The organism is Aeromonas sp. MdU4 (assembly GCF_041929505.1).
In the GTDB taxonomy this organism is placed as follows: domain Bacteria; phylum Pseudomonadota; class Gammaproteobacteria; order Enterobacterales; family Aeromonadaceae; genus Aeromonas.
On record NZ_JBHFMW010000038.1, the window covers coordinates 141,772 to 167,589 of the forward strand.

General features: G+C 54.5%; 27 protein-coding genes. 19 read left to right on the forward strand and 8 right to left on the reverse strand.

The features are described 5' to 3' along the window. Nucleotides 1–10 precede the first annotated feature (10 nt). Nucleotides 11–970 (reverse strand): hypothetical protein, encoded by a 960-nt coding sequence (locus ACE1BR_RS21535; protein WP_374873880.1) that lies wholly within the window; start codon nucleotides 968–970, stop codon nucleotides 11–13. 177 nt (nucleotides 971–1,147) lie between these two features. On the opposite strand from ACE1BR_RS21535, the gene thiI reads away from it, so the two are divergent. Continuing rightward, nucleotides 1,148–2,596 carry a tRNA uracil 4-sulfurtransferase ThiI gene (gene thiI, locus ACE1BR_RS21540; RefSeq protein WP_374873881.1) on the forward strand — a complete coding sequence of 483 codons (1,449 nt, stop codon included), beginning with the start codon at nucleotides 1,148–1,150 and terminating at the stop codon, nucleotides 2,594–2,596. 74 nt (nucleotides 2,597–2,670) lie between these two features. Here thiI and ACE1BR_RS21545 read toward each other — a convergent pair whose 3' ends face one another. After that, on the reverse strand, nucleotides 2,671–3,063 hold the full coding sequence (locus tag ACE1BR_RS21545) for a hypothetical protein (protein WP_374873883.1): 393 nt from the start codon (nucleotides 3,061–3,063) through the stop codon (nucleotides 2,671–2,673). A 100-nt stretch (nucleotides 3,064–3,163) separates the two neighbouring features. Further along, nucleotides 3,164–3,796, reverse strand: a complete 633-nt coding sequence (locus ACE1BR_RS21550; RefSeq protein WP_374873885.1) for a trimeric intracellular cation channel family protein — start codon at nucleotides 3,794–3,796, stop codon at nucleotides 3,164–3,166. A gap of 383 nt (nucleotides 3,797–4,179) precedes the next feature. On the opposite strand from ACE1BR_RS21550, the gene flaB (ACE1BR_RS21555) reads away from it, so the two are divergent. The 12 genes from flaB (ACE1BR_RS21555) (at nucleotide 4,180) to ACE1BR_RS21610 (ending at nucleotide 15,755) form a co-directional block, all read left to right on the forward strand. Further along, a complete protein-coding gene (flaB, locus tag ACE1BR_RS21555) occupies nucleotides 4,180–5,088 on the forward strand; it encodes a flagellin B (RefSeq protein ID WP_374873887.1) in 909 nt (302 codons plus the stop codon). 582 nt (nucleotides 5,089–5,670) lie between these two features. Further along, nucleotides 5,671–6,576: a flagellin B gene (gene flaB, locus ACE1BR_RS21560; protein WP_374873889.1), complete on the forward strand. Its 906-nt coding sequence runs from the start codon at nucleotides 5,671–5,673 to the stop codon at nucleotides 6,574–6,576. 33 nt (nucleotides 6,577–6,609) lie between these two features. Continuing rightward, nucleotides 6,610–7,050, forward strand: a complete 441-nt coding sequence (locus ACE1BR_RS21565) for a flagellar protein FlaG (RefSeq protein ID WP_374873891.1) — start codon at nucleotides 6,610–6,612, stop codon at nucleotides 7,048–7,050. A gap of 27 nt (nucleotides 7,051–7,077) precedes the next feature. Continuing rightward, a complete protein-coding gene (gene fliD / locus ACE1BR_RS21570; protein WP_374873893.1) occupies nucleotides 7,078–8,475 on the forward strand; it encodes a flagellar filament capping protein FliD in 1,398 nt (465 codons plus the stop codon). Between the two features lie 25 nt (nucleotides 8,476–8,500). After that, nucleotides 8,501–8,923, forward strand: coding sequence for a flagellar export chaperone FliS (gene fliS, locus ACE1BR_RS21575; protein WP_374873895.1), 423 nt, complete (start codon nucleotides 8,501–8,503; stop codon nucleotides 8,921–8,923). Next, nucleotides 8,920–9,219 (forward strand): hypothetical protein, encoded by a 300-nt coding sequence (locus tag ACE1BR_RS21580; protein WP_374873897.1) that lies wholly within the window; start codon nucleotides 8,920–8,922, stop codon nucleotides 9,217–9,219. Before fliS ends, ACE1BR_RS21580 begins: the two co-directional genes overlap by 4 nt. A gap of 6 nt (nucleotides 9,220–9,225) precedes the next feature. After that, nucleotides 9,226–11,310 carry a 6-hydroxymethylpterin diphosphokinase MptE-like protein gene (locus ACE1BR_RS21585; RefSeq protein WP_374873899.1) on the forward strand — a complete coding sequence of 695 codons (2,085 nt, stop codon included), beginning with the start codon at nucleotides 9,226–9,228 and terminating at the stop codon, nucleotides 11,308–11,310. Nucleotides 11,311–11,392: 82 nt separating this feature from the next. Continuing rightward, nucleotides 11,393–13,018, forward strand: a complete 1,626-nt coding sequence (locus ACE1BR_RS21590; protein ID WP_374873901.1) for an HAD-IIIC family phosphatase — start codon at nucleotides 11,393–11,395, stop codon at nucleotides 13,016–13,018. Then, a complete protein-coding gene (locus ACE1BR_RS21595; RefSeq protein WP_374873903.1) occupies nucleotides 13,011–13,244 on the forward strand; it encodes an acyl carrier protein in 234 nt (77 codons plus the stop codon). The genes ACE1BR_RS21590 and ACE1BR_RS21595 overlap by 8 nt, the downstream gene beginning before the upstream one ends. After that, a complete protein-coding gene (locus ACE1BR_RS21600; RefSeq protein ID WP_374873905.1) occupies nucleotides 13,241–13,996 on the forward strand; it encodes an AAC(3) family N-acetyltransferase in 756 nt (251 codons plus the stop codon). Before ACE1BR_RS21595 ends, ACE1BR_RS21600 begins: the two co-directional genes overlap by 4 nt. After that, nucleotides 13,993–14,397 carry a VOC family protein gene (locus tag ACE1BR_RS21605; RefSeq protein WP_374873907.1) on the forward strand — a complete coding sequence of 135 codons (405 nt, stop codon included), beginning with the start codon at nucleotides 13,993–13,995 and terminating at the stop codon, nucleotides 14,395–14,397. The genes ACE1BR_RS21600 and ACE1BR_RS21605 overlap by 4 nt, the downstream gene beginning before the upstream one ends. Further along, nucleotides 14,394–15,755, forward strand: a complete 1,362-nt coding sequence (locus tag ACE1BR_RS21610; protein WP_374873909.1) for a DUF4910 domain-containing protein — start codon at nucleotides 14,394–14,396, stop codon at nucleotides 15,753–15,755. The genes ACE1BR_RS21605 and ACE1BR_RS21610 overlap by 4 nt, the downstream gene beginning before the upstream one ends. A gap of 102 nt (nucleotides 15,756–15,857) precedes the next feature. Here ACE1BR_RS21610 and ACE1BR_RS21615 read toward each other — a convergent pair whose 3' ends face one another. From ACE1BR_RS21615 to pseF, 5 genes are read right to left on the reverse strand one after another with little or no spacing between them, the layout of a single operon-like run. Continuing rightward, complete coding sequence (locus ACE1BR_RS21615; RefSeq protein ID WP_374873911.1) at nucleotides 15,858–16,115, reverse strand: hypothetical protein; 258 nt, start codon at nucleotides 16,113–16,115, stop codon at nucleotides 15,858–15,860. After that, nucleotides 16,112–17,407, reverse strand: a complete 1,296-nt coding sequence (locus tag ACE1BR_RS21620) for a motility associated factor glycosyltransferase family protein (RefSeq protein ID WP_374873913.1) — start codon at nucleotides 17,405–17,407, stop codon at nucleotides 16,112–16,114. Before ACE1BR_RS21620 ends, ACE1BR_RS21615 begins: the two co-directional genes overlap by 4 nt. Continuing rightward, complete coding sequence (gene pseI / locus ACE1BR_RS21625; protein WP_374873915.1) at nucleotides 17,400–18,446, reverse strand: pseudaminic acid synthase; 1,047 nt, start codon at nucleotides 18,444–18,446, stop codon at nucleotides 17,400–17,402. The genes ACE1BR_RS21620 and pseI overlap by 8 nt, the downstream gene beginning before the upstream one ends. A 6-nt stretch (nucleotides 18,447–18,452) precedes the next feature. Continuing rightward, complete coding sequence (gene pseG, locus ACE1BR_RS21630) at nucleotides 18,453–19,709, reverse strand: UDP-2,4-diacetamido-2,4,6-trideoxy-beta-L-altropyranose hydrolase (RefSeq protein WP_374873917.1); 1,257 nt, start codon at nucleotides 19,707–19,709, stop codon at nucleotides 18,453–18,455. Then, complete coding sequence (gene pseF / locus ACE1BR_RS21635; protein WP_374873919.1) at nucleotides 19,699–20,394, reverse strand: pseudaminic acid cytidylyltransferase; 696 nt, start codon at nucleotides 20,392–20,394, stop codon at nucleotides 19,699–19,701. Before pseF ends, pseG begins: the two co-directional genes overlap by 11 nt. Before the next feature lie 177 nt (nucleotides 20,395–20,571). Between pseF and ACE1BR_RS21640 the strand changes: the two genes are divergently transcribed. The 6 genes from ACE1BR_RS21640 to ACE1BR_RS21665 are packed head-to-tail and all read left to right on the forward strand — an operon-like array spanning nucleotide 20,572 to nucleotide 25,666. Beyond that, nucleotides 20,572–21,096, forward strand: a complete 525-nt coding sequence (locus ACE1BR_RS21640) for a GNAT family N-acetyltransferase (RefSeq protein WP_374873921.1) — start codon at nucleotides 20,572–20,574, stop codon at nucleotides 21,094–21,096. Continuing rightward, nucleotides 21,093–21,326, forward strand: a complete 234-nt coding sequence (locus ACE1BR_RS21645) for an acyl carrier protein (protein WP_374873923.1) — start codon at nucleotides 21,093–21,095, stop codon at nucleotides 21,324–21,326. The genes ACE1BR_RS21640 and ACE1BR_RS21645 overlap by 4 nt, the downstream gene beginning before the upstream one ends. After that, complete coding sequence (locus ACE1BR_RS21650) at nucleotides 21,326–22,075, forward strand: SDR family NAD(P)-dependent oxidoreductase (protein ID WP_374873925.1); 750 nt, start codon at nucleotides 21,326–21,328, stop codon at nucleotides 22,073–22,075. Before ACE1BR_RS21645 ends, ACE1BR_RS21650 begins: the two co-directional genes overlap by 1 nt. After that, on the forward strand, nucleotides 22,072–23,430 hold the full coding sequence (locus tag ACE1BR_RS21655) for an AMP-binding protein (protein ID WP_374873927.1): 1,359 nt from the start codon (nucleotides 22,072–22,074) through the stop codon (nucleotides 23,428–23,430). The genes ACE1BR_RS21650 and ACE1BR_RS21655 overlap by 4 nt, the downstream gene beginning before the upstream one ends. Next, nucleotides 23,427–24,482 (forward strand): acyl-protein synthetase, encoded by a 1,056-nt coding sequence (locus ACE1BR_RS21660; RefSeq protein WP_374873929.1) that lies wholly within the window; start codon nucleotides 23,427–23,429, stop codon nucleotides 24,480–24,482. The genes ACE1BR_RS21655 and ACE1BR_RS21660 overlap by 4 nt, the downstream gene beginning before the upstream one ends. Further along, nucleotides 24,461–25,666, forward strand: a complete 1,206-nt coding sequence (locus ACE1BR_RS21665; RefSeq protein ID WP_374873931.1) for an acyl-CoA reductase — start codon at nucleotides 24,461–24,463, stop codon at nucleotides 25,664–25,666. Before ACE1BR_RS21660 ends, ACE1BR_RS21665 begins: the two co-directional genes overlap by 22 nt. Nucleotides 25,667–25,818: the final 152 nt, after the last annotated feature.

Sequence of the window (25,818 nt, forward strand, 5' to 3'; positions counted from 1 at the left end):
ACCGACGGCCTCAGGGCTTGACTTGACCCAGACGGGTGAAGAAGTGCTGACTTTTGCGTTGGTGGAAGTGGCTCTTCTTGATGGGATGGAAGATGAGGTTGCTCTCCGGATGGCTCGCCTTGAGGCGGTGGATCATCGCCATAGCGGGTAGCCCGGTACTCACCAGGGTGGTGAGTGGCAGGCTCTGGGTTTGTGGCCCTAGCAGCTGATTGAGCCCCTGCTGGGCCTGCTCAAAGCGGGTCAGGGCGGCGGGCTCGGCGTAGCCGCTGCCCAGCATGGCAAGCAGTTCATCGAGGGCTTGATGAAACTCGGCCAACTGCTGGCGAAAGCCGCTGCGGGCGCGCAGGGCGATCAGCTCTGCAAACGGGATGTCGGCCAAGTGAGTGGGCACTTGCAGCGGGATCTCGAGGTGGAAACAATCCTGGCCACCCCGGTTGTGGTAGCGGGATTCGAGCAGATGGAGTAGCCGGTCCAGATAGTCGTGATCGGTGATAAGGGCCCCCTCATTGGCGAGCGCCCACTCACGGGCGAGACGCATCGAGAGCAGATTGGCAAAGCGGCGTGCCATCCTGATCCCTCCCTCGTCCCGGCTGGCAAAGCCGTGGGTCAGACAAAAGCTGTGCAACTGCTCCAGCCCTGCCTGGGTCGGGCAGAAGCAGTCGTGGTTGGCGCGTTGGCGCCAGCGAGTGATCAGCTCCTTGTTGCCAAATACCTTGTGGCGGACAAAGTCAGGGGCAATAAGGCCGCTGATCTGGCTCTCCAATTGGGGCGTGATGGCAGAAAAGAAAGTGGCATCGGGCCGCTCGGTCAAGAGATCGGTCTCCTGCTCGAGCGTGTGCAGCAGGGTGGTGAGGCCGCTCTTCTCACTGACGGTGAAGACGAAGGCGAGTCGCTCCAGATAGAGCAGGGCGAACTTGAGCCAGAGCTCGTCGCGTACCTCCATGCCGGGATAATAGATATAGGTCTTCATCGAATGGGTCTGTGGTCAGGAATGTTGCCGGGCGCAGGTTCGGGAATATACGCAACATTGCCTTGGTGCGGCAAACATTGCGTGGGGGAATGTGAGCAAATGCTCATCCAGTAGGCGTTGACCATAAAGTTCTGGTATAATCCGCGCCCTTAAATCAAGGTCACCCGAGTCATTACCATGAAGTTCATTATCAAGCTGTTCCCGGAAATCACCATCAAGAGCAAGTCGGTTCGCCAGCGCTTTATCAAGATCCTGCAGGGCAATATCCGCAACGTCCTGCGCCGCTTCGACGACGATGCCCGGGTGCGGATGGATTGGGACAAGCTGATCGTGAGCTCCCGTAATGACCAGTTCCGTGAACAGGCCATCGAAGCCCTGGCCTGCATTCCCGGCATTCAGGCGTTCCTCGAGGTACAGGCCAGCAAGTTTACCGACCTGCACGATATCTTCGAGCAGGTGAAAGCCGTATGGGGTGACCAACTCGAGGGGAAAACCTTCTGCGTGCGTGCCAAGCGCCACGGCAAGCACGAATTCTCCTCCCTCGAAGTCGAGCGCTACGTGGGCGGTGGTCTGAACCAGCACTGCGCAAGCAACGGTGTGCGCCTCAAGAACCCGGATGTGAAGATTAACCTCGAGATCGATGGCGAAGAGCTCTTCATCGTCAGCGCTATCCATCAAGGCCTGAACGGTATGCCTATCGCCACCCAGGAGGATGTGCTGAGCCTCCTCTCTGGCGGTTTTGACTCCGGTGTTGCTTCGTTTCAGTTCATCAAGCGTGGCTGCCGCGTGCACTACTGTTTCTTCAATCTGGGCGGCGCCGCTCACGAGATCGGTGTCAAGCAGGTGGCTTACCACCTGTGGAGCCGTTTCGGCTCTTCTCACCGGGTGCGTTTCACCGCGGTGGACTTCGAGCCGGTGGTGGCCGAAATCCTCGAGAAGATCGATAACGGCCAGATGGGCGTGGTGCTCAAGCGCATGATGATGCGTGCTGCCGCCAAAGTGGCTGACGAGTTCCAGATCCCGGCTCTGGTGACCGGCGAGTGTGTGGGCCAGGTCTCCAGCCAGACCCTGACCAACCTGAACGTCATCGACCGGGTGACTGACAAGGTGATCCTGCGTCCGCTCATCACTTGGGACAAGCCGGATATCATCAGTGAAGCCCGTCGCATCGGCACCCTGGAGTTCGCCGAGACCATGCCGGAGTACTGCGGTGTCATCTCCAAGAAGCCGACTGTGAAGGCCGATCTGGCGCGCATTGAAGAGGAAGAGGGCAACTTCGATTTCGCCATTCTGGACAAGGTCGTGGCCGAGGCCCGTTACCTCGATATCCGTCGTATCGGTGAAGAGACTGCTGCCGAGGTGCAGGAAGTTGAGACCACCGCAGAAAGCGGTGACAACGAAGTGATCCTCGATATCCGTTCCATGGACGAGCATGACGACAAGCCGCTGGTCGTTGAAGGGCGTGAAGTGCTGCATATTCCTTTCTTCAAACTGGCCACCGCCTTTGGCGATCTGCCCAAGGAGAAGACCTACCTGCTCTACTGCGATCGCGGTGTGATGAGCAAGCTGCAGGCCCTCTATCTGAAGGAGAAGGGCTTTGCCAACGTCAAGGTGTACCGCCCGTAATCGGAGGGGGTACTGCCAATAAAATATCCGGCCAATGTGCCGGATTTTTTTATTTCACATGTCAGTAATGGCGATCAGGGGCAGGGGACCGGTGTGAAGGAGTCTTGCCCCTGGCAACGCCAGCCCATTTCCGCCTCCCGCATCTGCCACAGGTTGTTGCTGCGATAGAGGGTCAGGATGTAGATCATGTCGCTCTTGCTGCCATCAAGGGCGACCGAGAGCACCAGATCATTGTCCAACTGCTGGGCATGAATGCGGTTGGGTACGTCACTATGCCCCACAAAACGCAGCGCTACTTCACGGTAGTCATTGACCCAGCGTTGTTGTTCATCACTGGCTTGACGTATCTGTTGGTTGAACTGCTGCACTGGCGCCGAGGCCAGTCGTCCAAACACCACCTGAGCTTCGGCGTGGGCTACTGTCACGTTCGCCAGGAGGAGAGTGGTAAGCATACCGATTTTGCGCATGAAAAGTTCCGGCTAACAACGACTTCTTCTATGACAACAGAAAAGCCAATTTGGTTCAACGCAGGACCCACAGCGACCTGATGGTGCTGTGGGTCCTTGTTCAATTGCGTTGCAGCGAGAAGGTGGGCAGTGACAGGTGCCAATAGATAGCGGCGACCCGCAGACCAAACACGGCGGTCATACAGATAAGCATGGCCGTTACCCGATCCATGTTTGCCTCCAGTGCCAAGGTATAGAGGATCCCGCCCAGGATACAGGCGGTGGCATAGATCTCCTTTTGCAGCACCATGGGGACTTCTCGTGCTAGCACATCGCGGATCATACCGCCCGCAACGCCGGTCATAGTGCCCATGAGGACAGCGATGAGACCCGACGTGCCAAAGTTCAGGGCTTTCTGGGCGCCGATCACGGTAAAGAGGGCAAGACCGAACGCATCCGCCACAGGCAACACATACCAAGGCATGCGGCGGGGCAGCTTGACCATCCACATACCGATCAATGCCGTTGCAATGACAACCCAGATATAGAGCGGGTCACGTACCCAGAACACGGGGGCAGCCCCCAGGATCATGTCACGGATGGTTCCACCGCCAATGGCCGTGACCGCAGCCAAAACCATGACGCCAAACCCGTCCATTCTGAGTCGGCCTGCCACCAATACCCCTGAAAACGCGAATACCGCAGTACCAAACATGTCGCTGATGTAAACAATCTGCTCAACCAGTGTCTGCATGGAGAACAACTCACGCCAAATTGTTGATGGGGTCGCGATTTTAGGGGCTGAAGAGCTCAATCGCCAACTGTGCTCGACAAAATTGAGAGTCGGCACTGATTTTTTCTAACGGAAAGAACCGGGAGAGCCTCGTGTGTGCCCGCCAGCCCCCGCCGTTGGCGGGTTTCCGTGGCGTGCTCCAGTCATGGTTTTGCGAGCGATTTTTCCCTTAAGTTTCCCCCTGACCCGCCGATATATAAGGTAAGCGGCGTTAATGCGATGAAGCGTTGAAAAAAATGCTAAAGACATCGAAAAACGAGCCGTTAAATAAGACGCATCGGGCACAGAAAATAATAAAGCCTGAGCAAATAGAAGAGTAAATTTAATAGCTTAGGAGAATAGTCATGGGCCTTTATATCAACACAAACGTTTCATCACTCAACGCCCAGCGTAACCTGATGAATACGACCAAATCACTGGATACATCCTATACCCGTTTGGCCTCAGGCCTGCGTATCAATAGCGCCAAAGATGATGCCGCTGGCTTGCAAATCGCCAACCGTTTGACCTCTCAGGTAAACGGATTGGATCAAGGTAACCGTAATGCCAACGATGGTATTTCAGTGGCGCAAACAGCTGAAGGTGCAATGGATGAAGTCACCTCCATGCTGCAGCGGATGCGTACCTTGGCACAACAATCGGCCAACGGTTCCAACAACACGGATGACCGTACTGCTCTGCAACAAGAATACGACCAACTGATGACTGAAATTAACCGGGTATCAAAAGATACTACATTCGGCGGTCAGCAATTGTTGAATGGTGGCTATACAGGGGCATTCCAGGTGGGTGCTGATGCAGCACAGACCATTACCTTTAAAATGACGACCGCATTTAGCATCTCTGGAATGGCGTCAGCAACTAAAGGCAGTGCAACCGTAGCCACAAACGCTACTGGTGAACCCTATACCGTAACCAAGAATACGACGGCGGTTACATCAGCCAGCGTCAGCAGTATCAAAGCTGCCAGCTCAGCACAGTTGGCGATGGCTAACCTGGATTTCATGATTAAGGTTGTTGACAGTAAGCGGGCTGAATTGGGCGCGGTACAAAACCGCTTCGATTCAACCATTCGCAACCAGGCCAACGTATCTGAAAACGTCAGCGCAGCTCGCTCACGGATCCGTGACGCGGACTTCGCAACTGAAACGGCCAACCTGACCAAGCAGAACATTCTGCAACAGGCAGCCTCGACCATACTGTCTCAGGCAAACCAGCGTCCGCAGTCAGCACTCTCCCTGCTGCAGGGCTGATAAAAGAAAACAGGGCGGTTGTTCAGGCCGCCCTGGTCAAGAGATGGAACAAAGGGGTGTTCGGGTCGCACTCTGTTCTATCGGGAGAGATATAATTCTCTACTAGTAATGCCAAGTGTTGTCCAGTTGTTCAGTTCTGTCACGCTTGGTCATATTCTCCTGAGCATATGCTCACTTTTAGGCCGGTTTACCGGCCTCTTTTTATTGTGTCGCCAAATTGGCGTCACTCTATCTGCTTTAAGCATGAACCATGCCAAAGTACTTCCTTTTGTAACATGCGTCCGCGCCTGATGTCCGCGTCCTGCGGCAGTCGCCCTACACCCACGTTTTGCCGTCAACCGGAGAAAACTTGCCGCTTTAGGCAACAATTTTCCTAAAGCTTGTCTCTGCGCCGCCGTTAACCTAGATGAAGCAATCGAGGGGTGTTCGGAATCCAACGTTTGCACTACTGCGGGTGGCTGTCCGTTCAAACAGACACCCGCCAGAAGATACAGGAATGTTCAACCTGTTCTTCAAACGGTGGGACGTCGTGTGGTCTAAACGACGCAACCTGCAGTCGCATGTTCTTCGGGAGAATATTTTATGGCCATGTACATTAACACCAATATTTCATCACTGAACGCCCAGCGTAACCTGATGAATACCAACAAGTCTTTGGATACCTCCTACACCAGGTTGGCATCAGGGCTTCGTATCAACACTGCCAAGGATGATGCTGCAGGTTTGCAGATCTCCAACCGTTTGACCTCTCAGATCAATGGCCTTGATCAGGGTAACCGTAACGCCAACGATGGCATCTCTGTTGCGCAGACCGCGGAAGGTGCAATGGATGAAGTCACCAATATGTTGCAACGGATGCGTACACTGGCTCAGCAGTCATCCAATGGATCCAATAACACGGATGACCGCACTGCGTTGCAGCAGGAATATGACCAGTTGACCACAGAGATCAACCGTATCTCTAGTGATACGACTTTCGGTGGTCAAAAATTACTGGATGGTAAATACAAGGGATCCTTCCAGGTCGGTGCGGATGCCAGCCAAACCATTACCTTCAAGATGACATCAGCCTTTACTATCAGTGGTATCGCGTCATCGACCAAGGGAAGTGCAACTGTTGCAACCAACGCGACTGGTGAGCCCTATACAGTGACTAAAGGCACCACTGCGGTGACCTCTACCAGTGTCAGTAGCATTAAAGCTGCCAGCTCTGCACAATTGGCGATGGCAAACCTTGATTTTATGATCAAGGCGGTTGATAGCAAACGGGCTGAGTTGGGTGCGGTGCAAAACCGTTTTGACTCAACCATTCGCAACCAGTCAAACGTATCCGAGAACCTGAGTTCTGCACGCTCTCGTATCCGTGATGCTGATTTTGCGACTGAAACAGCCAACCTGACCAAGCAGAATATTCTGCAACAGGCGGCTTCCAGCATTCTGGCGCAAGCCAACCAAAGACCGCAGTCTGCACTGTCCCTGTTGGGCTAACAGGCGTAGTGAGATAGAAAAAGGAGCGACGATATGGCCAATGAAATTGGAATAACCTCATCGGTCACTCCTTCTTCTCTTCCGTCAAGTAGCAAGAGCGGCCAATCGGCCGCTCAAGTGCTATCTGGCATGACTGAAGAGCAGCGGGTGACGGGGCAGGATGTCAAAAAGCAGCAAGAGGATAAGGGCCAAGAAAAAGCCAGTAAGCTTGATGTTTCTTCGATTGATTTTGAAAAAGAGGTCCAAAACTTGCAAGAGTTCAGTAAGTTGCAAGGATGGACAGTCAATTTCAGCGTTGAAAAGGATCTCGAGCAGGTTGTGATAAAGGTGATGGATGCTGACACCAAGTCGATGATTCGGCAGATCCCTAGTGAAGAGTTGCTAGCCATCAGCAAACGGATCAAGGATCTGCGTGAGGTTGATGCGACAGGTGGTGGATCGCGAGTTGGGTTATTACTCGATAACGAGATCTAAGTATGTAAAGTTCAGAGGAGAGAGATAATGGCCACAATTACATCTGCAGGTGCGGGCTCGGGGCTGGATTTAGAGTCGATTATAGCTGCCAGTGTTGATGCCAAAAAGGCACAACTGATGCAACCTATCACCACCAAGAAGACCAATACCCAGATCACTCTCTCCGGCGTAGGACAACTTAAGTCTGCAATTGCCTCTTTTGTGACCTCTCTCCAGGCAATGTCCAAGGATGATGCGTTTAACAAACGAGCCATAAACATCACTCAGGACAAGGACAATCCTGTGCTGAAGGTGGAGAGCAAAACCGGCTCTTCAAATGGACAATATGATATAACCGTCGAAAAATTGGCGAAAACTAGCAAGTTTGAAGGCAGTTTTGACTCTTCGACTACGCCCATGATCACCCAAGATGGCACCCTGACGTTCAAAGCTGGCGACAAAACCTTCGATGTGGATGTAAAGGCGGGGGACTCTCTGCAGTCAATTCGCAAACGTATCAATAATGATGGTGATAATTTTGGCCTTAACGTCAACATCATGAATACCTCTGACGGTAAATCCAAACTCGTTATTGACTCTGGTGTGAGTGGTTCCGGAAAGGATCTGCAGATCACCGGCAACACCACTGAGCTGACCAATAATTTCACGACCAAGCTAACACAGACCCAATCGGCACAAGATGCTCAAATAAAGGTTGATGGAAACACTCTTACCAGTCCAACAAATACATTTGATGGCACGATTGTCGGCCTAAAAATGACCGTTTTAAGAGAGTCCGACAGTACGACAGCCACAGATGGAACTAAGACTTACAAATCCAATAAGGTTGATGTAACTACCGATAAAGCTGGCATCAAGGATATGGTCAAGAGTTTCATCGATGGTTATAACGCCTTGGTGAAGAAGAGCAATGAGCTTGGCAAACGTAACTCTATTGTCGCAGGGGTTAGTCAGAATGATGGTGGAGCCTTGGCCGGTGATGCGACGACGAAATCTGTGATCAATATGATGAATGGTGCGATTACTGAGCCATCTAGTAACTCCTCGACCTATTCAACGATTTTTCAACTCGGTGTAAAGATGGATAACAAGGGTGTGTTGTCCATTGATGATACTAAGTTTAGTGAAGCAATTGACAAGAACTTCGACCAAGTCGTTGCAGTATTTGGTGGTAAGGATGGGGTTGCAGGTAAGTTGGCTGGACAACTTGAAACCTATTCCAAAACGGGTGGTGTGCTTGCCAAGCGAGAAGATAGTCTGAATTCGGATTTACGGGATGTTAACCGCAAGCAGTCTGATGTGGCAGCTCAACTCACCAAGTATCAAGAGACTTTGCGTGCTCGCTACGGGAGTCTGGATGCCATGTTGGCCAAGATGAATAAATCGGCCTCGTATTTGAATCTCCTCAACACCAAAAATAATTAATCTGTAGTCAGGAGTGGTGCCTCACATGTACCGGAAAAATATTAAAGCCTATACCACCCAAAATTTGCAATCCGAGCTGGCAGTTGCTGATCCTTATCGTGTTATACAACTGCTGATGCAGGGATGTCTTGAACGTCTTGCCCAGGCGCGCGGGGCGATTGAGCGTCGTGATTTCGAGCAAAAATCTCAGGCTATTTCCAAAACGATGGCCATTATCAACGGATTGCAAGATTCACTTGATCTCTCTTATGGGAAAGTTCCCGAAGATCTTTTTGCTCTTTATGACTATATGAAAACTCGGCTGATGGACGCCAGCCGTGATATGGATATTGCTGCAGTCGATGAGGTCATGAATCTGATGCTGACCGTAAAAAGCGGCTGGGATGCAATTCCAGTCGAAGAGCGTGATAAAGCCTTGGCCCAGCAAAAAACAGGTAGGGCAGAATGACTGATAGCCATTTATCTGACCTAGTTGAAGTCGGTCGCCAGTTATTGATCTTGCTGGCTAAAGGAGACATGCGCACCGCAGATAAACTGGCCGAACATTACCTGAATTTACTTGATGATGTATTTCGGCTGATATCATCTGAAACTGAACTAGACATTGAGCATCGGCGGGCATTGCAGCAATTTCAAACTATCTATGAGTGGGTTGCGAATGCAAAATGTGAGACAGAAAGTGAATTATGGCAACTTTCTAAAGCCAGTCGAGTTTCTGATCTTTACAAGCTGAATGCAGGTTAGGTGTAGATGGATATCTATAAAAAAATTACCAATGTTGAAAGTGAACTTTCTCGCCTGGAGCAGCAAAAAATCCAGGAAGCTGCCATGCTGGAAGTGTTACCTGTTCGATATGATTTAAATATGAAGGCGTTCGCTGAGCGAATGCCTGATATTCATGATTATTTTAAAGAATACAAACCGGTTAGACCATTTCGCTTTTTCTGCAATGAAAATGGTATACCTAACATATTGTGGCTTGATGATGTGGTTTCGCTTTATGGTGAGGATCCTTATTCTGAAGCACAAGCTCAGATTGATAGTGTGATTGATGAGAGTGTTCTGCAGTGTGTTGATTTTGAATCACAATGGTATATTGATGGTCAGATCCATATAAAATACAACAATGAAATATCCAATCTAAAAAAGCGTTCAGATACTGAAGGTTTGTTGCTGAAAAATATGCTTGATATGGATATCCCATTGTCGCTGATGTATGGCATTGGCCTTGGTTACCAGTTAGGTTATCTTTATGAACGATGTAAGATAAGAAATTTATTTGCTTTTGAACCCGATCTGGACATGTTTTATGCTTCATTATTCTGTTTCGATTGGGGTTCATTATTCGAATATATGGATCAGGAGTCGCTTAGCTTACATCTTTTTATTGGGGTCGATGAGCAGTTACTTGCAGCTGATATGATGGAGGCATTGCATCGGAAAGGTGCATTTTGGTCCGCATCTTATTTTTCATTCTACCATTACCATTCTCCAAAAATAGAAAGGTTGATTGAACGGGTTGAACAGGAATTTTATCTTCTCAGAACTGGATGGGGTTTTTTTGATGATAATGTGTATGCTCTGGCTCACAGTCACACTCATCTGCAAGAAGGGACTGTCTTTCTAAAGCGTCAGAGGGATACTGCGATATCCGCAGATGTGCCGGTATTTGTTGTTGGTAATGGTCCTTCACTCGATCAAGCAATCGATTTTATTAAATCGCATCAGCATCAGGCGATTATCATTGCGTGTGGGACTGCTGTGAGTGCGCTCTATAAAGCTGGGATAAAACCTGATATTTATGTCGCTGTGGAGAGAACTAAAAGTTCTGCTGATTTTTTACGTATATTGAACGCGAATGATTTCCTAAAAGACTGCGTATTTCTCAGCGTGGATGTTATTCACCCAGAGTGTAAAGTTTTTTTCCGCAAGACAGGGCTTACGTTTAAGCCTAATGAACCCATGTATAAGTTGTTAGCTAATCACTTGGGTACTCGATTCGAATTTGACACCATTGACTATTCAAATCCATTTGTTGGCAATACCGGGTTAAATTATGCAGCATTGTTGGGTTTCAAAGATGTATATCTTTTCGGGATTGACAATGGTTATAAAAGTGCCGATAAACATCATTCCAGCCTTAGTCTTTATTATAATGACAAGCAGGAGGCAAAATATCATCAAGACCTGAATGATACATTCCCTGCACCTGGTAATTTTGGTGGTAATGTGCTGATTAATCATCTGTTTGGGTTGTCAATTCACAACATGAGCAGAGTGCTGCACGATAATACAGGGTTGTATTGTGTCAATAGCAGTGATGGTGCTTACATTGATGGCGCTATTCCTCGTCATGTCGAGTCTCTTGATCCAAATTGGTGTGCAATAGACAAGGTTCGTGTAGTTGATGGGCTTATGGATAAATGCTTCCAGCCGTTTGATTTGACATCCATAGATTTTCAATCGGCGCTCAATGTGCGGTTGTTTAATCAGTTGGTCGATAAGTTTCGTACAGATTGGCGTGAAATTAGCCGTGATCGCAATTCAGTGCAGGCCATGATGCAGCGTCATCATGATTATTTGCTTTATCTCCTGATGGGCTCGGAAGGTCATTTATATAGAGTGCTGATTGGTTCCATAAACTATTTTTATGCCAATATTATTACCTTGATGATGGCGCTGATGGCAAAGGATGAGGACTATTTTGTTGCACAACTGGAGTGCGCTATTGGCATCCTTGACCAGTTCTTTGCGGATGCCGAGATAATCTATGCCGATGTGTTTGAACGACATGATTCGACCTACTTCGTTGGCCTTGATGTCTTCAAACAATAAATGAATCACCAAACAGGCGCCTCTGTTCACGCCTGTTTGGTGACAGTATGATGTGAATATATTCATTTCATCAGGTGCTTTCATGGCTTCCTTCTCTTTGGCATCAACAGCTTTTCTCTTGCCTGGTAACGTTTCTTGGTCCCCTTTGACAAGGTTGGCAGGGCTCCACTTTCAACAACAAGGTCAGTGGAAAATAGATGCATCCTGTGATGCACATATTGTTATCTGGTTTTGGGAACAGCTATTGAACAAAGATATTTGTGTTCGATGGTCAAGTCTGGATGGGGCATCGCTTGATGCAGAGATCGACACATTGCTGGATCTCCTGTTCGTTCCGCTGAAGAAAAATACTAATCAACAGGTCTATATCGGAGCCTGTTTTGTTACCCAGCCCGCTGTTTGTGGAGATCTCTATCCCTGGGTGAGGAGTCTTGAAGAGCGTTTCGCCATGAAACTGGCTGAGCTAAATTTCCTCAATCTGGATTTGTCACGTTGGCTAAGGAGGGAGGGGGCTCTTCACTGCTTTGACCGGCGAAACCAGTTTTTACTCTCTTGTCCACTGTCTGCTCCCGGTATCCGTTCGCTTGCTACGTGGATTGCCGAGCGTTGGTTAAATGAGCATGAGCCAAAGCGTAAAGTACTGGTGCTTGATTGTGACAACACGCTCTGGGGCGGCGTTATTGGAGAAGATGGACTCAGTGGCTTGCTGTTGGGACAGGATGGGATTGGTAAACTGTACCCTGCTTTTCAGGACGCAGTTCTCTACTGGTACCATCGGGGGGTGGTATTGGCTATTTGTTCCAAGAACCGTCCTGAGGATGTCTGGATGGTATTTGAGCAACATGGTGGCATGCGGCTATCAAGAGAGCATATCGCCGCAGCGGCAATTGGTTGGGGACGTAAGTCAGATGGTTTACGCCAAATTGCGCACTCGCTCAATTTGGGGGTGGATGCCTTGGTGTTGTGGGATGACTCTCCTTTGGAACGAACGGAAGTTCGCTCGGCGTTACCACAAGTAGAGGTTATTGAGCCCCCCGTCGAAATCTGGGACTGGCCTGATACTCTCCTGACATATCGCGGTTTTGCCCAGGTGCAGACCAAGGATGATAGCTTACGCCAAGCATCGTATCGTGCTTTGGCACAAGGTGCGCAGTTGCGTGAACAAGCCGGTAGTGAAACGGAATATTTGCAGCATCTTTTCTTGCAGGCGAGGTTGCATCCATTGGCGCCCGACAACATCGCTCGTGCCGAGCAACTTGTAAAAAAAACCAACCAGTTTAATCTCTCCTGCCTGCGCCATGATGCGCACACGGTCAGTCAACTAACCGAAAATGGATGGGGTTGGCTGGTTTCTCTACAGGATTGTTTTGCTGATCATGGATTGGTTGGGTTTGTGCTGGTGCAGTCTGTGAATCCAACCACCGCCTTTATTGATACGTTGACTCTGAGTTGCAGAGTATTATCGCGGGGGTTGGAATATTGGTTATTGCAACAGGTTTCTGCCAGGTTGCAGAAAATGGGGATCCAGCATCTCATTATCGGCTCTACTCGTTGCGAACGTAACGAGCCCGCCTTGGCATGGTTGGCCACGTTGCCGCTTGTTCCTTGTGACAACCCCGATCCTGCGCGTTTTTCTCATGAGCATTACCATTCTCTGGTGCTCAATGCTTTGAATTTGCCTTTTGTGGAGTTTTATCACCATGACTGATCTGTTTACCCTGCTGGCACAGCAGTTTCCCACAGCAACTATTTCCCATGGCGACTATCAGCTGGGACTCGGCGCATTCCCCGAGTGGGACTCCCTCGGTCATTTCAACTTTCTGCTGCTGGTTGAGCAGAGCTTCTCAGTGCGTTTTGATCCTGATGAATTGGCTGTCATGAAGCGGTTACAAGATATCCGGGAAGCCTTGTCGCGCCGTGGCGTTGTACTGTGATCAGCGAGATCGGATCTGCCCTTGCGGCGCTCGGTATTGAACGTGGTAGCGCACTGATGGTTCACTCGGATGCGATGGTGGTTGCTCAGTTCGCAGGGCAGGGCAACGTTTCGGGCATGCGTTCTTTCTGGTATGGCATTCAGGAACATGTAGGCCGCCATGGTACCTTGCTGGTGCCGACCTTTAGCTACAGCCTTACCCGGCAGGAGTGTTTTGATCGCGAACAGACACCGAGCCAGGTTGGTTTGATGAGCGAGGTTTTTCGTAACTTGCCAGAGGTATCTCGTACCCGTGATCCCATATTCAGCGTAGCGGTATGGGGAGAGGGGCGTGATGCGTTGACTACCCGGGCTTGCCACAACAGCTTTGGTCCAGACAGTGCCTTCGCCTGGCTGGCGGAGCATGATGGTTGGATAGTCGGGCTAGCTTGCCATCCGGATCGCATCACCTTTACCCATTATGTAGAGCAACAACTCGGAGTGAGTTATCGCTTTCTCAAGCGTTTCGAGGGGCAAGTGGTGGAGATGGGCGAGCTACAGCCTTGGTTTTGTGACTATTATGTGCGCCGACTTGATTTGGCCAGTGAGATTGATCTCACTCGTCTGGTTGCCGAGCTCAAGGTTCAGGGGAAGTGGCACGAGGTGCTGCTTGGTCGCCTGCCCGTCTGGGCGGTACGCTGCGCCGATTTTGCTGCAGTAGCGGCAACCCTGTTGGCCACATACCCATATGCCTTAATCCGGGAGGGGGCATGAAACTGCATCACATCGGTCTGGTGGTGGCCGATTTGGAGATGGGGCTGGTCTACTGCCGCGACACGCTCGGCATAACCCGGTTCAGTGAGCCAGTCCACGACCCCTTGCAGCGAGTACATATCAGATTTGCTTATGATGATGAGGGGATTTGCTACGAGTTGATTGCTCCCGCGACCGATGACAGCCCCGTCAGCCAGGTATTGCGCAGTCGGCACAACCTGCTTAACCATCTGGCCTACAGCGTTGAGGATATGGTTCAGGCAGCCGAGCAACTACGCTCTCAGCGTCACCTGCCACTGGGCCCCAGCTTGCCAGCTGTTGCCTTTGGTGGCGCACAGGTTCAATTTTTCCTAAGCCCGCTTGGCCATATTGTCGAGTTGGTTGAGGTATCCACAGCATGAGTTTTCTACCCAAGAGCGGCTATTTGCCCACCGATTGGGACGACCAGGCACAGATCGGTGAACAGCTGTATCGGTTGCTTACCCTGCAGTTTCCACTCAACCGCAGCTTGACCGGGGATGGGGTTAGGCAGTCGCTGGCCCTGTGGCGCGAACACTGCCTGCCCGAGCTGCAGATCCATGAAGTGGCCAGCGGCACCGAGTGTTTCGACTGGACCGTGCCTGACGAGTGGAACGTGCGGGAGGCCTACATAATTGGGCCGGATGGACGCAGGGTGGTGGATTTCCAGGATCACAACCTGCATCTGGTCGGCTACTCGGAGTCGGTGCGCTGCACCCTCTCGCTGGCCGAGCTGCAACCCCATCTTCACTCTCTGCCCGAGCTGCCGGACGCCATTCCCTATGTGACCTCCTACTACAAACGTCGCTGGGGCTTCTGTCTGCCCCATCGGCTGCGTGAGGCGCTGCCGGAGGGGCAATATCAGGTGGTGATCGATGCCACCCTGGCCCCGGGTTCGCTCACCTATGGCGACTGGGTGCTGCCGGGGGAGAGCGAGCAGGAGATCCTGCTGTCGAGCTACACCTGCCACCCCTCCATGGCCAACAACGAGCTCTCCGGCCCCTGCGTCGGCGTCTTCCTGATGGCCTGGCTGGCGTCACTGCCAACACGCCGCTACAGCTACCGGCTGATGCTGGTGCCTGAAACTCTGGGGGCCATCGTCTATCTCTCCCGCCATCTGGACCTGCTCAAGCAGCGCACCCTGGCCGGGTTCAATCTGACCTGCCTTGGCGATGACCGCGGCTACTCCTTCCTGCCTTCCCGCCAGGGCAACACGCTGGCGGATCGCATCGGTCGGCATGTGCTGGGTCATCTGGCACCGGGCTACCAGGCTTACAGCTTTCTGGAGCGGGGCTCCAACGAGCGGCAGCTGTGCGCGCCCGGCATCGATCTGCCGGTCACCTCGATGATGCGCAGCCGATACGGTTGTTATGCCGAGTACCACACCTCCCTCGATGACCTCTCGCTGGTGACGCCGGCCGGGCTGGCCGGCGGCTTCATGGCGCTGCGCCGGGCCATCGAGTGTCTGGAGCTGGACGAGCGCTGCGAGGTCACCGTGCTGGGCGAGCCCCAGCTCGGCAAGCGGGGGCTCTACCCGGATTTGTCGACCCGCTATTCGGGTTGGCAGGTGCGGGAGATGATGAATCTGCTGGCCTACAGCGACGGCAAGCTGACCCTGTTCGAGATCGCCGAGACCATAGGTGCGCCGTTCTGGCGGGTGGAGCCGCTGGCGCGGATGTTGCTGGATGCCGGGCTGCTGCGTCGTCTCAGCCCGCAACCAGACTACTCGATCACCAGATAGGCTGGAATCACCAGCTTGACAGCGGGCTTGCGTGCAGCAACTCGCTGAAGGTCTGACGGCGAGACAGCTCCTCATCGGAGGCGTTGGAAATGGCCTTGATCATCAGTGGTTTCCTGTGGTGGTGTCGGTCGGGGTCGACAGGCAGTGCACCACTTCATATTCGAGGTAGTCGGCCAGTCCCAGCCAGTCCTGGCGTTCCTGGCTCTGCAGCAGGGCGGCTACCAGTCCGGGTGGCAGGTTGCCCTGTTCGGTGAGCACCTCTTGCAGCAGTTCCGGTAATGCCTGACTGGCGGCGACTGACTGCCCCAGCCGAAACTGGTGCGCCAGGGCGGTTATGCGGGTGATCTGGCCGTTTTTCATTGCACGTACTCCGGGTGATAGCGGCAGCCGGCGATCTCCGCGCCTTCCCGGCTGCAGTTCCAGAACTGCACCTCGGGGTGGCGCGCTATGTAGCGCTCGAGCTCGGTGCGGTAGGCGGAAAAGTTCGGATTGGTCTTGACCCGCCTGCCATGGCCGTCAAGGGCCCAGCTGAGTGCTAGCGCGGCGCTGGGGCCGAGGGCACCGTCGGCCCAGCCCGAGTGGGTGAGCTCGCCGGGAAAGGCGAAGTCGGTGCCCAGCAGGATGACCTGGCGGCAACCCATCTGCACGGCGAGATCCACGGCGGGATGGATGACGCTGCCGCCCGAGTGCAGCACGCCCTTGGGGAGCGTCTGCCGCAACTGCTGATACATGGGGCTGCGGGAGTAGGCGGTCTTGCGCGGCCCCTGCCAGGCCAGCAGGGCTGCCGTAGGGACCGTAGGGTAATAAACCAGGGTGGTCTGAGCCGACTGGGCGGCTGGCAGCCGGTTGCCGTCGATGGCGTCATCTATGGTGACGACGATGTCGGGCTGGATGCCGTGGCCAAGCAAAAACGCCAGCGCGGTATCGACGCTGATCAGCAGGTAGTCCTGCCGACGGCGCTGCAACTGGGCCTGCAGGGTGGCCAGGTTGTGCTGCAGGGTCGGGCCGCTCGCCACGATCAGGGCCTGCTTGCCCTGAGCCAGACCGAACAGGGACGCCACATCGCCGTCGCTGGCCAGCAGATCGCGATTTTCGGCCAGCCGTCGGGTGACGTCGGGGTGCTCGGCATCGAACCTGGCCCGGGCGAACGGCAAGTCTATTTCACTTACCAGCCGGTCGCGGATGCGGGCGGCGGCATCTTCCACCAGCAGCAACTCGGGCGGCAGGGCGAAGAAGGGCAGGCGTATCTCCCCCTCGTCGCCAGCCATCATCAGCTCGACCCTGGGGTCCGTCAGCCAGTCCTGCTGATCCAGCAGCCGCAGCACCAGGGCAAACAGGGCGCCATTCATGATCTTCACTTCCAGCCGTTTGAGGCTGCTGCGCCCCTGCAGGGCGCGCGGCAGATCGCCGAGCCCGGTACCGTAGAGGTGCAGCACCGGTTGCTCGGGCAGGCTGGTGGCCTGTAGCTCGGCCTCCTTCACCCGATCGTGTCGGCTGGTGAGCTGGATGCCATCGATGCTGAGGGTGGAGCCGAGCCCTTCTGTCAGCTCGGTCTGGATGCTTTCCACGTCCTGTGCCAGCAGGCGGGGCCAGAGGGCGGGCCAGCGCTGGCTGATGAGCCTGCCGTGCTGGTTGAAGAGATCATCACTCATCGTTATCTATCCACTCCCAGCTCAGCGGTTGATTGGCGTCCAGATCACGGTTGACCCGTTTGCCGATGAGCCGATCGTAATCGGCGGGAGGCAGGCCGAGGGCGGGGCGCACCGATTTGATGTGCGCTGCGGTGAGCTCCTCGCCGGCTGCCATCCCCTTGACCAGATAGAGGGAGCGGCGAAACGCACGGTTACCCTGTTCACTGGCGGTGAGCTGGTAGTCAGCCACCCCGAGGGCGGCATGGGCGGTATTGACCGAGGCTACCAGCTCGGTGAGTTCGGCCGGTTCCATGGAGAAGGCGCAATCCGGCCCGCCGTCGGCGCGGGCCAGGGTGAAGTGCTTCTCGATGAGGGTGGCCCCGAGTGCAGTGGCGGCGATGGCCGTGGCCGATCCCAGAGTGTGATCGGAGAGCCCCACCTCGACCCCGAAGCGCTGGCGCAACATGGGGATGGTGCGCAGGTTGTACTCGGCTGCGGGCGCCGGATAGCCGCTGACGCAGTGCAGCAGGGCCAGCTGGCTGTTGCCGTGCTTGAGCGCCATCTCGACCGCGGCATTGATTTCAGCCTCATTGGCCATGCCGGTGGACATGACCAGCGGCTTGCCGGTCTGGGCGGCGTAGCGAATGAGGGGAAGGTCCACCAACTCGAAAGAGGCGATCTTGTAGGCCGGGCAATCGAGGGATTCCAGCAGATCCACCGCGCTGAAATCGAACGGGCTGCTGAAGACCGTCAGCCCCAGCTCGCGACCCTTGGCAAACAGCGCTTGGTGCCACTCCCACGGGGTGTGCGCCCACTCATAAAGGTCATAGAGGTTGTGGCCATCCCACAAACCGCCGTGGATCTGAAATTCCGGCCGATCACTGTTGAGGGTGATGGTGTCGGGCCGGTAGGTCTGCAGCTTGACCGCACTGGCCCCAGCCTCCTTGGCGGCGGTCATGATGGCCAGTGCACGCTCCAGGTTGCCGTTGTGGTTGGCCGACAGTTCGGCAATCACATAGGGGCTCTGTTCCTGATTGATTGGGCGATCAGCGATCTGCATCTGTGGTTATGCTCCTTTGTCCAGTTGCCAGCCCTGTGGTACAGCTTGCCAGGGGGCAACAGGTTCAATTTGCGGTGGTTCGGCAAGATAGAGTGGGAAGTGAGAGAAAATAGCAAGCAAGCTACGCGCCAGTTCTTGCCAATCTTGTCGTTCAAGTAGTTGATCTGCATGCCAGTCCAGCCGCTGGCCGCTCAGGTTCAGGGTTAACAGCAATCGTTCGGTATGCAGGAACTGCCAGTGTTGATCTGCCGGACAGAGTCGGTACTCCGCCTGCGGCAACAGCCAGGCGGTGAGGCGATCCAGCCCCAGCCCATCCACCTGCAGTTGGCCGCGGCGGCGGTAGTCGTCGGCTTGTTGCTCAAGGCGCTGCAGGGCCTGCAGTAGCCGCTCAGGCTCAGCCAGCTCGCGCAGGGTCAGCCGCTCTGCCAATTGGAAGCGGGCGATCACCTCGTCGTTGAACTGCTGGTTGTCGACGATGGGCACTGCCAGCGTCGGCAGACCGAGGCAGGCTCGCTCCCAGGTCATACCGCCAGCGGCGCCGATAGTGAAATCATGTTGTTGCATCAGTTGCGCCATCTGGTCGCTTTGGCGCAAGAGCACAATTTGGAGATCGGTGTGTTTGGCAACCCATTGTTGCAGCTCGGGCCAGAACGCGTTGGCACCACCGGTCACCAGGGTCCATTGGATGGGGCGAGCCCATGGCAGCCGGTTCAGGCTGTTGAGAGTGGTGAGACAAGCTCCTGCCGGATCTGCACCCCCGAAACAGATCAATCCCCGCAGCCATGGGAGCGTCACTTGGCGAGCTAATTGGCGAAAAGCTGGACGCAACAGCGCATAGTCAGTACCAAGCAACAGATGGCAATCTTTTGGGATCAGATTCTGGTAATCACTGGTTGAACGCAACGGGCCTTGATCCAGCAGTAGTTGGCAGTGGTGGGGGCGATCGGCCAGATCGTCGATGACCAGTACCTGATCACAGTGAACAGCCAGTCTCTTTTCAATTTCCCGATCAATTTGATAGTGGTCAAACACCAGCCAGTCAGGCTGCAGGTCAGGGAGGGGGCCTTCATCATCCAGCGCCAACAGCGAATGGTGATGATGCCGCTGTAACATGGGAAGTAGCTGTTTGGGGAGCGCATGGCAGAGAAAGTGGCACTCGGCGCCAGCGGTTTTCAGCCGATCGGCAATGGCCAGGCAGCGCATCAGATGACCCAGGCCGATATCGGCTCCGGCATCGAGTCGGAAGGCAACCTTAAACGCCATCTTGGGCCAGTACCTTATAAAGCAGTTCGGCCAGATGCCAATCTTCCGGTGTATCGATATCGACCACTCTGTGTCTTGGCAGAATATGACCGATCCCTTCCCCCCCGACGGGGCTGATCCCGCCCAGCCAAGCGGCCCGCGTCCCCCAATAGAACTGGCCTGCATCCTGATAGGCAGGTTCCAGATCCTGAGAACGTTTTGCCATCTGTTCCGGCCAGAAGGGGGTGACTCGGCTCTGTTCGTCCATCCGGACTGCGCGCTGGATGGGAAAGTCAAATTCCGCCACCGTATAAACAAAGGGGGCTTGGCTTGCGAGCAGCCGCTGATAGGCGGCTTTCAGGTCATCGGCCTGGATAAGCGGAACAGTGGCATAGATGCAGCAATAGCGTTCTGCCTCGATGCCTAGTGCCTCGAGTCGCTGGATGGCATCAATCACGACTGGCGTGGTGCCGGTATGGTCATCGGCCAGCGTCGTTTGTCGCAAAAATGGCACATCGGCACCCAGTTGGCGTGCGATATCCGCCACCTCTAGATCATCTGTTGAGACGACAATCCGGCTAAAGCAGCCTGCTTTCAAGGCGGCTTGAATGGCGTAGGCAAGCATGGGCTGACCGCAAAATGGCCGGATATTCTTGCGGGGAATGCGTTTGCTGCCACCCCGGGCAGGGATGATGGCGATGGCCATGACGGACTCTCTCTACGGAATCTAACAGTTGCGATGTTGGCAGGGTATGTGCTGACAACTCTTTGATTATTTTTGATATTATACTGACTTTCCATCTTGTATTATCAATTTTTACTACGGACTTGAGCCCTGACGGTCGATACCATGGGCAAGTGATGGACAGTGGGTGTATTCGAGATGAGTTATGGTGTCGAGCTGTGCCCGATCCAGGCATGGGATTTACCAACGCTGAGGCGTTGGCGCAATCAGGACGAGATACGGTTGCAGATGGTGGATCAAACCCTGATCTCCCCTCGCCAGCAGCGGCAATGGTTTGTTTCGCTCTGTGAGCGAGCAGATCAACAGCATTGGGTGCTGCGCTGCCGGGGTATCCGTGCCGGTTATGTCAATCTGAAAGGCGAACGCAGTGCACCGCTGCAAAATCAGATGGTTGCTGATGCCGGTCTCTATCTGGGTAACTCTGCCGTGCGTCATCCCATGTTGGCCATTGCTGCGGCACTTTCACAACTGGATCAGGGATTTGACCGTTTCAATCTTGGTTGTATTCGTACCTTGGTTCGAGAGGATAATCGCTCGGCACTGCGTTTGAATGAACAGCTTGGATATCGCCAATATGGCACCGAGGGCGGCTTTCTCGCTCTCGAGTTACAACCTGCCGACTACTATGCAGCCCGTGAGCGGCTACGGAGATTTTTCAGATGACAACTAAGTTGGAACAGGTTTTTGCCGAGGCGCTGGGTATTGATGTCGGTTCGGTCAATGACGCCCTGGCGTATAACAGCATCCCTCAGTGGGACTCTGTTGCTCATATGGGGTTGATTGCCCAGTTGGAGGATCACTACGGCGTGTTGCTCGACACCGATGACATCATCGACATGAGCTCGGTCGCCAAGGCGAGAGAAATCCTGACCAAGTACGGGATAGCGTTCTGATGACGGGGTTGCTGCAAGGCAAACGGGTGCTGATCACCGGTGCCGGACGGGGGATAGGCCTTGCTATTGCGCGTCAGTTTGCAGCCCAAGGCGCCGAGCTTTGGCTGGGCGGCCGTGATGAGGTGGCGATGAGCCAGCTGGCGACCGCGATTGGTTCAGAATTTGGCGTGCCCTGCCAGCCCCTCTGTTTTGATGTGGCTGAGCCATCGGCGGTCAAGCAGGCCTTTCAGCAGCTGTTTGCCCAGACCAGATCGCTGGACGTGCTGGTCAACAATGCCGGCATGCTGGAAGAGGCGTTATTGGGGATGGCGAACCAGACCCATCTGCAAAAGACATTCAGCAATAATACCTTTAGCGTGATCTACTGCAGCCAGTATGCCGCACGCATGATGCAGCGCAGCGGTGGCGGCAGCATCATCAATCTCGCCTCCCTGATGGGGCAAGTGGGGGCTGCCGGGCTCAGCAGCTATGCTGGCAGCAAAGCTGCGGTGATCGGCATTACCCAGTCACTGGCCAAGGAGCTGGCCGCCAGCCAGATCCGGGTCAATGCCATTGCCCCGGGTTTTATCGATACCGATATGGCGCATGCCATCACGCAAGATAAGTTTGCCGAGCGGGTGGCCAGCATCGCCATGGGACGGATTGGCACACCAGATGAAGTGGCCAAAGTAGCCCTGTTTCTTGCATCCGACTTGTCGAGCTATGTGACCGGTCAGGTGATCGGGGTCGATGGGGGGATGGTGATTTGAGCCAGCCTGATTTGTTGACACATCTGGTTGAAGGCAACACCGAACTCGCTTGGCGAGATCCGCAAGAGGGGTGGCTCAGTTATGGTGAGCTGGCTCGGCGTGTGGCGCAGTTGGCCACTACCTATCCTGCTGGTCGCCATTTGGTCTACCTGCCATTTGTGACGTCAACCCGGCATCTGCTGCACTACTTGCTGGCCCTGCGTGATGGCCACGCCATCATGCTGGCCGATCCTGCACAGGATGCCCAGTTGCACCGTGAACAGTGCCAGCGCTTTGGTGTCAGTCTGCGGGTATTGGAAGATGGGGCAGTTGCGCATCTTGGCGATGCGCCCTCGCTTCACCCTGAGCTGGCCATGCTGCTACCCACGTCGGGCAGCACGGGGTCGTGCAAATGGGTGCGATTGTCGCGCGCCAATCTGGATGCCAATGCTGCGGCCATCGCCGAATATCTGGTGCTGAATGGGGGCGAGCGAGCCATCACCTCGTTGCCACTTTTTTACTCCTTCGGCATGTCGGTGCTCAACAGCCATCTTTTGGTTGGCGCCTCGCTGGTTTCATGCACTGCCAGTCCCCTTGAGCGCCACTTCTGGGATGAGGTAAATCGCCATCAGGTCACCAGTGTGGCGGGGGTGCCGTTTACCTTTCAGATGCTTAACCGCTTGCGTTTTGACTGGGCCCGTTATCCCAGCCTGATGACACTGACCCAGGCCGGAGGACGGCTTGAGCCGGCACTGGCCAAACAGTTTGCCGAGCAGGCAGCAGCACTAGGACGCCGTTTTTTCGTGATGTATGGTCAGACCGAAGCGGCGCCGCGCATAGCCTGGTTGGCGCACGATGAAGTGATGATTGCCCCGGATGCTATCGGCCGTGCCGTACCGGGTGGTCGCCTCTCTCTGCGTCATGAGCCCGGATTTCCCGATGGGGAAGGGGAGTTGGTCTACGAAGGGCCCAATGTGATGTTTGGTTATGCCGAGCAGACTGAAGATTTGGTTCGGGGGCGTGAGATGGATGCGCTGTTTACCGGTGATCTGGCTCGCTGTGATGAGGCGGGCCGCTTCTATCTGACCGGGCGGATCAACCGTTTCCTGAAGCTGTTTGGCAAACGGGTGAGCTTGGCAGAAGTGGAAACCTGGTTGCAGGCGCGGGGCTATTCCTGCGCCGCGACCGGCCGCGATGATCGCCTGCTGGTGGCCATCGAGGCAGACGCGTGCCCTTGTGACGCACTACAGCTAGAGCTGGCCCGCTGGCTGATGGTGCCGCCATCAAGTGTGCGCATCTACCTGCATCATTTGCCACGGCGCAGCAATATGAAGGTTGATTATCCGGCCCTGTTAACAGCGCTGGAGCAGCTATGAACAGGCTGTTTGATGCGCCGGTTTTTGGGCTGCCCCAATATGAAAAAAGTGGGCTGCTCCTTGCTCGCCTGAATGAATTGACGCAGCGCCATGCACAGGGTTGCCCTGCCTTTGCCAATATTCTGTCGGCGTTTGGCTGGGGTCAGGCCTCGACCTATCAAGAGCTCCCCTATCTGGCCGCTCGCCTGTTCAAATTGGCCCAATGGCAGAGTGTGCCGCCAGAGGAGGTGTTCAAGGTGCTCACCTCCTCTGGCACTACCGGAACGCCGTCACGCATTGTGCTGGATCGGGATACGGCCGCGTTGCAGAGCAAGGTGCTGGTGAAGATCCTGCAAGAGTTTATCGGTAAGCAACGGCTGCCCATGCTGCTGGTGGAGCAACCCGCCCTTATTCAAAACCGCAGCGGCTTTTCGGCTCGGGGAGCCGGTGCGCTGGGGCTCTCCTTCCTTGGCCGTGACCATACCTATGCTCTTGATGAACAGATGCGGCCCAACTGGCCGGTCATCGAGGCGTTTTGTGACAAATATGCGGGCCAGCCGGTCCTGCTGTTCGGCTTTACCTTCATGGTGTGGCAATGTTTGCTGGAACCGCTGCGTGAGCGTGGTCTGCAACTGCCGCTGACGCAGGGCACGCTTTTTCACAGCGGTGGCTGGAAGAAGCTGCAACACCTCGCGGTGGATAATCCTGCCTTCAAGCATCGCTGCCATGAACAGCTGGGGCTGAGTCGGGTCCACAACTTCTATGGCATGGTGGAGCAAGTGGGGTCGGTGTTTGTCGAGTGCGAACAGGGCCATCTGCATGCGCCTCTCTTTGCCGATCTGCTGGTGCGCGATCCGCTGACCCATCAGCCGCTTGGTATCGGTCAGCCCGGTCTGTTGCAGGTGATCTCGGCCATTCCCCAAAGTTATCCCGGCCACAGTTTGCTCAGCGAAGATCTTGGTGTGCTACTGGGTGAGGATGATTGTCCCTGCGGTCGTCGTGGCCGTTATTTTCATGTATCAGGACGTCAGCAAGGCGCCGAGGTGAGGGGATGCAGCGACACTTTCCAGTGATCCGGTCAGATTCAGAAGATGCCATGTGGCAAGCGAGGCCCGAGGTCGCTTTCGTCGCTCCCGTCAGCGGCTGGCAAGGTTTTGTCACTTGTTCGCTGCCCAGCTTTGCACCCGTCATCTGTGACTTTGTTGCTGTGCTTTCTGCTCGTTTGCAGCAGGAGGGGCGAGAGAACCCGGATCTGGCTGCATTTGGTTTTTGGTTGCGCCCACGTCAGCTTGGGCAGCAGAAAATTCGTATGGCAGGGCGTGCACCTCTGGGAATGGTTTTTCATCTGGTACCCTCCAACGTGCCGACCGTTGCCTTCTACTCCTGGATCATGGCGCTGCTGATGGGCAATCCATCGGTAGTAAGGCTGTCATCGCGCATCGACCCGGTGCAAGAGGCCATGCTGGCCATCCTCAACGACCTCTTCTCTCTGCCTGAGTGGCAAGAGATCGCCTCGCGTACCCGCTTCATCCGCTATGACCATGACGAGCACGTTACCGCTTGGTTGTCTGCCCGGTGCCGTCTTCGCATTATCTGGGGGGGGGATGAAACCATCGGTCGGGTACGGGCTATTCCGCTTTCTCCTCATGCCCAGGAGTTGGTGTTTCCGGATCGCCGCTCCATGGCGGTATTTGACAGCCAATGGTTGGCTAGCCTGGATGCTGCCAAATGGCTACAAACTGTCGGGGCTTTGCAGCAGGACTTTACTCGCTTCAATCAGCAAGCCTGCGCCTCGCCTACCACCATCTGTTGGCTGGGGACGCCCGATGCAGCGGTACGGCGCAGTTTGCTCGAAGCTATCTTCACTCCCTTCGCCCAAGATCCTGCGCTGATGATGGAGCGATTTATCAATAGTCAACAAAATGCCGCTAATGATGACGGAATCCAGTTGGATAGCTTTACTGGCGTCGCTTTATTGACTCCTACCACCTCTCTGCGACTTGCACACATCGGAGGAGGTACAGTCGCCGAGTTTATTGCCGATAACCTTGATGAGTTGCTGTTACAGCCTTGGGATATGCAGACCTGTGTCTGGGTTGGCCCAGATAAAACGCGGCTTGAGCATGCGCTCCTGGTATCGCCAGGTTGTCGTATTGATCGGGTGGCAAGTCCGGGACAAGCGCTGGCATTCGAATGGCTCTGGGACGGTATCGATATGCTAGCCGCCTGTAGCCGTCGGCTTGCCCGTATTGAATAGTGGATTCCAGGTCACATAAATCAAGTCATATCAATCAATTAGCTTGGTCAGGCACAGCTCTTGCAGTAATTATTGTGATGAAGGGCAGGAAGGGTTGACAGAGACCGTGCGGTAGCCTTGTCCATTTTCTCCGTTTTGCTTCTTTTTTACTC